The following is a 6,434-nucleotide window of genomic DNA, read 5'->3' as shown; positions in this document are numbered from 1 at the left end:
CGCCATATTCTGGAGGTGTGCTTGGTCCATTGCCCATGGGGTGCTGGCAAACTGGCTCAGGATTAATTGTCGCTGCATGATGGCTCCGATCAGATGCTGATAGTTTCAATGTGACGCGCATGCTCTTTGCTCGCGCGATAAACGCTATCCTCGATTTTCGCCAACAGATCTACGGGCTTGCGACGATCTTCGAATGTAGACCTCACGACGCCCAGCGCGTAGGCCTCTCCCTCAAGCTTCGAAAACGTCTCAGCCACCTCTGCCTGCGCTTTCGCGCGCGGGATGTCGACAAGCATCATTGCCATGAAGCGATCCTGTGCTGCCTTGATGTTGTTACGGCACGCGAGAATTGCATCGTGATTGCTCGTGATGATCGAGCCTTGGCCATGCCGATATGAGTAGGTGGCCTCGGTGCTGTACTCGAACCGCGCAGACACAAGGCCGTCCAGAAAGCTCGCATCCTCCCAGGCCGTGCGCAGGAAGTCGGGTGCGAGCTCCTTTGCCTCGCGCTCCAACGTCAAGCGGGCGCCTTCGAACTGGTTTTGCAGGCCGTACGAACGTTGTGACAAATACTTAAAATTTCGATCAGCATCGCGGAAGGCTTCTTCGGCCAGCTCCAGCGCTCTGCGCGCAGCGATAACAGCCTTGCCAATTGCCGGCAGTTCCGTTTTTTCAATCGGGGGCAATGCCTTCATTTTTTCAAGGATCGCGAGGCGCTGCACGTTCTTGCGCTCTTCGAGCTGTCGGTCAATGTCATCGACCAGGCCCAGCTCCTTGGCCTTGCTAAAAAATTCTTCAGTTTGAAATCGGGTATTCATTTTTTTCCTGTTTGTGAGTGGTACCAGTGATGAAATTTTGCGCGCTAACCTTCCGCAAAAATCGTCCGTTGGCGGACAGTTTCAGCGCGATGTCGATCGCCCGGTATGCCGCAGTTTTGCGGATGCCGAAGCGGGTCATCAGGCGATTGCGAATGACGGGCCGAGGCTCGCCCTCATCGAGCAGGCGGCGCGCGAAGCGAACACGCTCCGAGCGGTCGACAACGGTGATGCCGGCTGCCAGGCATGCCTCGTTGATGAAACGCTTGAGCGAGTGCTTCGCATGGTCGTGGGCGTCGATGCGGTCGACCTCGGCGATGATCTGCAGGATGACTTCGGATTGCAGGCTCATGGTGTGGTGCTAGTGAGCCGACGCCGAATAAAGCGGGTAGATGATCTCGAACACCAGCGCGGCGCCAACTGCAGCGCAGGCCTCCTCGATCGTGTCGATTACCTGCATCAATTGGCCGTCGTTCATCTGACTGGCCGGGATGCCAGTGGGGAGGCGTCGCGCAAGGCTCCCACGGGGCGCCGGTATGGCCGCCACGTCGTGCCAGGTATCCATCACCTTGTCGACCACGTAACGGGCATGCTGCCGCTCGTCATCAGATAGGGCCGGGCCAGAGCCCTCCGACAGTACCCAGAATTGGAGCAGCAGGCCGGCCGCGGTGAAGTGCTTCTCTCCATCGGAGTCGATGGTGTACAGGCGGTTGTTGCGGTTCATGGTTTCTCCTGCCTAGCGCTGGCGGCGCGCGTACGACTGCCCGCCAAGGACCAGGGCAATTTAGATTGAATGATGTGCGCACGATTCGTGCTCGGTGCGTGGAGTGTTGGTACTACGCGGCGTACACGCTACGTGCACGCCGCATGCTCATTTACCCGGTGCGGTCGGCTTCCAAGGCTCGCAGTTGCGATCGAAACCAGTCGATGGCGTGAGGGATGCTGGCCAGGCTCCGCGAGTAGCTTGAGGCGCGCATGTGCTGCCGCGCTTCGTCACTAACCATGGTGCTGCTGCAGTAGGCGTTGATCAGGGCATCCAGGTCGGCAAACATCTCGACCCACTCCGCCGGCGTGCGAGGCCGCACAGATATGGCGGCCATGGCCTGCGCCTGCTGACGGGTCAAGCCGTCCACCTCCATAAATTCAGAGACCAGTTTTTCCCGCCAATCCTCGGAGGCTGGTTTTTGTATATGCCTGCCTGCTACTGCTACAACTGCTACAGGTGAAAATGCGGCTCTCCGTATTTGATCTTCGATCGCTGCTACTTTCGCTACTTCCGCTACAGATGGCGCGTTTACATTGGATTTCGCATCAACTGTAGCCAAAGTAGCAGTAGCAGAGGTGATAAATCCTTTTTTCATCAAATCTGCCAGTGCCATGATCAGCCCCCCAGGAGTTCAGGATTAATTTGAATTTCACGCTTGCGGCCGGCGGTGATCAGGACTGCGCGGCCGTGCCCGATAAGCTCGTCGACAGCGGCGGTCAGGCTGGTCTTGTCGCGTAGCCGGGAGGGGCCATACTGCGCGACCGTGCGCGTCGAGACGGTATCGGTGGCGTTCATCTTGCAGTAGTTCAGCAGCCAGTCCTCCAGCATGCCGGCATCTGCCAGACCGCTCGGCAACGAAAGCTCGCCGAAGAATCGCAGCGCCTCGTTCAGGTGCCACGCTGTTACGATGCTGGCGGACTCGAAGTGTTCGGCCGAGATGGCACCGATCCCCGCGTCGATTACATGGAAGAGCGCGGCCAGCCGGGCGGCGTTGTCAGCGATCTTGCTGGCCACATCGCGCACGTCCTGCAGCTCGCCGCCTTTGCCCAGCCCACGCTCGATCTCATCATGGAACCGTACCCATGCAGCCTTTGCCTCCGGCGCCAGCGCTAGCATTTGCGGCTCTAGCCCGCCGCGCTCATTGATCGGTACTGGCGCTTCCAAGATACCCAAAATGCGATCGTGGAATTTGGCCAGCGCCGGCATGTTCGAAGGTGGCTCAGTGAAAAGGCGCGTTCCCTGCGTCGATTGAGGCCTGGCGATAAGGAACCGTGCAAGGAAGCCGGTGCCGCGCGCCAGCGTGCCTGTGCGGCCGATGAAGTCCATCAGCGCTGACTCCTGTACCTGCAGCGACATCGTGAGCCGGGCACCGTCGACGACATACGATTCGCCGCGTCGGTCGAACGTCAGTTTCGAGGCATCCCACAACTGATTCAAGTTGGCCAGGGTGCGCAACTGCGAGTCCTTGCCCATGCCGTGACTACCAAAAACGGAGCCGGCCTCCGACGAGATCACGGCGCCAGATGGCCATTTTGTGGAAAGGGAGTAGGTCAGGGCCTCCGGCGTGAAGTCGCTGTAGATCAGCCGCGGCACGCGAGGCGGCGCCGGCTTCATTTCCTCATGCCTCCGCAGCGCCAGTTCCGATTGACTGGTGTCCTTGGCGCTCTTGGCCGCTTGCTTGATCGATTCCAGAATGCCGGACCGGATGGCCTCCCACGCTGAATGATCGGCCTCGTAGCGTTTGACTTCGACCCTTGCATCGTGTTGCTGCTGTGTCTCGTAATCGTGCAGCACCCGGGTAAGCAAACCGTCGCAAGTGGACTTCCGCTCGCCGCTTTCCGCGATGACCAGAAAATATAGGCCAACCGGACCAGTCAGTCGTTCCGCCCTCGAAACATCGTAGTGGGCCTGGGCGGCCAAACTGAGCGTTGCCAGAGCAGAGCATGCCACCATCGCCTCCGGCGCCTTGGTGAAGCTCTGCACCTCCCGCACGGCCGCCAGCAGCACGGCGGGCAATGCTTCCGCCGGGTACGGCACTGGTTCCGATGTCCTGGCGAGGGGTTCAAGCGGAGGCCAGGCCGCCTTTGCAGCCTTGGCTACTGATTCCTTCACAAATTTCCTTGTTGTTTCCAGGTCTGGTGCTGCCGGCTCGCCAGCAAATTTTTTTACATCGGTCATGGCATTCATGAAACCCCCATCAATTTAAGGAAAGCAATACGCCCAGCATCGAGGTCAATCAACTGCAGGCGGCGCGGGCTGGCGCCGTACAGGCGATGGCTTAGGTCACGCAAGGTCCCGTAACGCGTGGCGTTGCCGTGGTAGACCAGGATGATGTCCAGACCAACCACCGGCCAGCACTCGGTAAAGCTGGGCAGACGCGCCGGGTCGATCTCGATGGCGTTTCGCTTCGGCGGTCTGAAGCCGAGGCCCAGCCATACCTCGCGGCGCACCGGCTGCATGCCAGCATCGGCCATCGTCTCAAGCACATGGAGTGGGTTCGTCATTTAGCGGCCCCATTTTTTTCTGTCTTCCAGTCAAGGAACATGTCCATCTCGCCGGCCGCATCAATTGAGTGCTCCAGCTGCACGGCGAGGTGTGAAATTAAAAGGCCGACGTGCTGGAGCCGGTCAGCGTTAGGAGGCGTATCGCCGAGGGCGGACGAATAGAGCAAATGGCCAATAGAATCAATGCCAGCTGCGATATTGCTCTGCAGATTGCGCGCATGGTCGCGTGCCGCCTCCGCGATTTGTCGTTGCTCAGCCGTATTCGCTGCGTAGAATGAAACGGTGCCGAGTCGTTGCAATAGCGCCGGCAGTTCGTAGGCCGGACGGTCAACATTCTTAAATTCAGGGTTGCGCGCGCTCATGCTGCACCTCGTACTACTCGAGTTGCAATTGCATGCACATCTTCGGCATAGCGCCGCGCAGCGCGGATGGCCGACTCTGCATTGCCTGCATCCTCAGAATTGACACATTCGCGCAAGGCTAGATTGAGCAGGTCGCCAAGTATCTCGACAGCATTGATGATGTCGTCCGCCAGGTCGGAAGCTGTAACGGTGTCGACCGATATGGACTTAACTGCGGTCATCATGCTTGACCGCCGATCTTGGCGACAGCTGCGCGCCAGATGGACTTGCCCTCTTCGATGCCGGCAAAGTAAGCGTCGGCCTCGGTGGTGCCGGCCTGGTAAGGCGGGATCATGTCTTTCCGCTCGATGCGATTTTCAAGCGCGGCGCGGGTGCCGGCTTTGTACTCGGCGCTGCGCGGGGTGCGGCCATTGAAGAACGCGGCTTGCATGAGCTGGTCAACCGAAAAAGCACTGGTGGCCACCTGGGCGCCGCCGGCGAATGGTGGCCAGGCTGGGCTCATGATGTCGAACATGAGGGCGCAAGCGGCGGCGTCGTTCGCTTTGCGTTGTGCTGAGAGTTGTTCTTGCTGGTGTGGGGATGTGGTCGGTACGGACGTACCTGGGGCGTGGGTGGTGCTAGGCATGATGGCCTCCTGTGTGTGGTGAAGAACCGCACGCCCCGCTTCCAAACGGGGAGAGCAGCAAGTGGCGAGGTTGGAAGACCGGTACACAAGGAAACCGGCAGGCCGAAGCCTCCCCGCCACCGCCGCTCATAGGAGATGCAATAGCATGGACGAAAAAATACCGCTTGGTAGCGGTCGTCCGCCTCGTGTAGTTCGAGCTTCCAAACTCGTCTGCGTTTTTTTCCGCAGCGAAGCCAGAATAGACCAGCGCCAGCGCGCGCGTCAAGCGATTCATGACGGCGCCGCTCATTTATTTTCAACCCGGTAGTTCACTGGATCGGCGAAGAAGCGGTGCAGCTCGCGGTTCTGGTATGCGGTGCAACGCTCGGATAGGCGATGTGCTGGCGGTGCCTTGCCTGCCATGACCAGTTGGCGGAACTTCTCGCGGCTGAACGGGGAGAATGGGGCGATCTGGTTCCAGCGGCTCATACCGTCCGCTGGCAGGGTCTTACTGGGTGTTTCTGTGTGCTGTGCCATAGTTGCCTCTGTCTGTCGTATTAAGGCCGTAATGGGCCGACAGAGGCAAGGTTAGGCGATCATGCTTAAAATAAAAACACTCATCACTTAGTAGAATTCGATTGTGCAAAGCACTATTTGATTTTGCTTGGCGACACTTTTTTGTATGCCCGTTTTTCAATGCCCCAGTGATGCTCAAGCCATTTCTTGGGAAGATTCGTGCTTGCGGTTATAACGCTGTTCTGGTTATCTTTCGCATATCTAACGATTTCCGGCTTTAGAAAGAGGATCGCGTCAGCTATCCCTGATCTTGTTTTGCTCCAGGGCGGGTTATGGTCATCGACCATCTTCAAGAACTCGCGCCTGCACTCTTCGATTTTATTTGCCTTCGCATCGCCGCCGGATTTGGCGGTTGCTTTTGCAGTAGCTGCTAAGTGAAAAGATGCTTGATCTAAACCCCATGCCGCCCCAGAAAAGCCGACGGCTTCAGCCGTGTATAGCCAGGCAAGGCCAGTTTTATTTTGCACATCAGCATAGATTGCTTTTAAACAGAAATTGATTCCCATTTCGATTGATGTGGCTGCACCGAGCCTGACCTTATCGGTTCTCTTGGTCAATATACTGAGTTGGCTATGATGTTGTTCGATGATCTTTTCGGGCTCATTGGTAAGCGAGAAATTTTTCAGCAGTTCGTTAAATCGATCTTGTGTTGATGGATCAAGAGTGCCGGCCGTAATACCCTCCTGTAACGTTGACTGAAGTCGCCCGATCACCTCTTGAGCCACTCTTGTAGGCGTGATTTTTCCAGTTAAAGAAATTCCAAAAACCTTCTTAATTTTTCTTCCGCTCATGTTTCCCTCGCTTGCT

Annotated in this window: 11 protein-coding genes; all 11 read right to left on the bottom strand. The window is 57.7% G+C overall.

Features of this window, described 5'->3' with window-relative positions; translation table 11 throughout:
• Window positions 1-89: 89 nt before the first annotated feature.
• Entirely contained in the window at window positions 90-818 is a 729-nt protein-coding gene (locus tag ACP7BZ_RS04715; RefSeq protein ID WP_426110476.1) for a hypothetical protein, read from the bottom strand.
• Complete coding sequence (locus ACP7BZ_RS04710; protein ID WP_426110475.1) at window positions 796-1,167, bottom strand: hypothetical protein; 372 nt, start codon at window positions 1,165-1,167, stop codon at window positions 796-798. The genes ACP7BZ_RS04715 and ACP7BZ_RS04710 overlap by 23 nt, the downstream gene beginning before the upstream one ends.
• Before the next feature lie 9 nt (window positions 1,168-1,176).
• Window positions 1,177-1,539 (bottom strand): hypothetical protein, encoded by a 363-nt coding sequence (locus ACP7BZ_RS04705; RefSeq protein ID WP_426110474.1) that lies wholly within the window; start codon window positions 1,537-1,539, stop codon window positions 1,177-1,179.
• A 151-nt stretch (window positions 1,540-1,690) separates the two neighbouring features.
• Complete coding sequence (locus tag ACP7BZ_RS04700; RefSeq protein WP_426110473.1) at window positions 1,691-2,194, bottom strand: hypothetical protein; 504 nt, start codon at window positions 2,192-2,194, stop codon at window positions 1,691-1,693.
• Window positions 2,195-2,196: 2 nt separating this feature from the next.
• Window positions 2,197-3,768, bottom strand: a complete 1,572-nt coding sequence (locus tag ACP7BZ_RS04695; RefSeq protein ID WP_426110472.1) for a YfjI family protein — start codon at window positions 3,766-3,768, stop codon at window positions 2,197-2,199.
• Window positions 3,765-4,085: a hypothetical protein gene (locus ACP7BZ_RS04690; protein ID WP_426110471.1), complete on the bottom strand. Its 321-nt coding sequence runs from the start codon at window positions 4,083-4,085 to the stop codon at window positions 3,765-3,767. The genes ACP7BZ_RS04695 and ACP7BZ_RS04690 overlap by 4 nt, the downstream gene beginning before the upstream one ends.
• On the bottom strand, window positions 4,082-4,447 hold the full coding sequence (locus tag ACP7BZ_RS04685) for a hypothetical protein (RefSeq protein ID WP_426110470.1): 366 nt from the start codon (window positions 4,445-4,447) through the stop codon (window positions 4,082-4,084). Before ACP7BZ_RS04685 ends, ACP7BZ_RS04690 begins: the two co-directional genes overlap by 4 nt.
• On the bottom strand, window positions 4,444-4,671 hold the full coding sequence (locus tag ACP7BZ_RS04680) for a hypothetical protein (protein WP_426110469.1): 228 nt from the start codon (window positions 4,669-4,671) through the stop codon (window positions 4,444-4,446). The genes ACP7BZ_RS04685 and ACP7BZ_RS04680 overlap by 4 nt, the downstream gene beginning before the upstream one ends.
• A complete protein-coding gene (locus ACP7BZ_RS04675; protein WP_426110468.1) occupies window positions 4,668-5,072 on the bottom strand; it encodes a hypothetical protein in 405 nt (134 codons plus the stop codon). The genes ACP7BZ_RS04680 and ACP7BZ_RS04675 overlap by 4 nt, the downstream gene beginning before the upstream one ends.
• Before the next feature lie 285 nt (window positions 5,073-5,357).
• Entirely contained in the window at window positions 5,358-5,588 is a 231-nt protein-coding gene (locus tag ACP7BZ_RS04670; RefSeq protein WP_426110467.1) for a helix-turn-helix transcriptional regulator, read from the bottom strand.
• A gap of 113 nt (window positions 5,589-5,701) precedes the next feature.
• On the bottom strand, window positions 5,702-6,418 hold the full coding sequence (locus ACP7BZ_RS04665; RefSeq protein WP_426110466.1) for a hypothetical protein: 717 nt from the start codon (window positions 6,416-6,418) through the stop codon (window positions 5,702-5,704).
• Window positions 6,419-6,434 lie beyond the last annotated feature (16 nt).

It is taken from the genome of Massilia sp. PWRC2 (assembly GCF_049896725.1).
Classification (GTDB): domain Bacteria; phylum Pseudomonadota; class Gammaproteobacteria; order Burkholderiales; family Burkholderiaceae_D; genus JAFCUW01.
The sequence above is the reverse complement of the archived record's forward strand: the minus strand, read 5'-3'. Positions and strand labels throughout refer to the sequence as shown.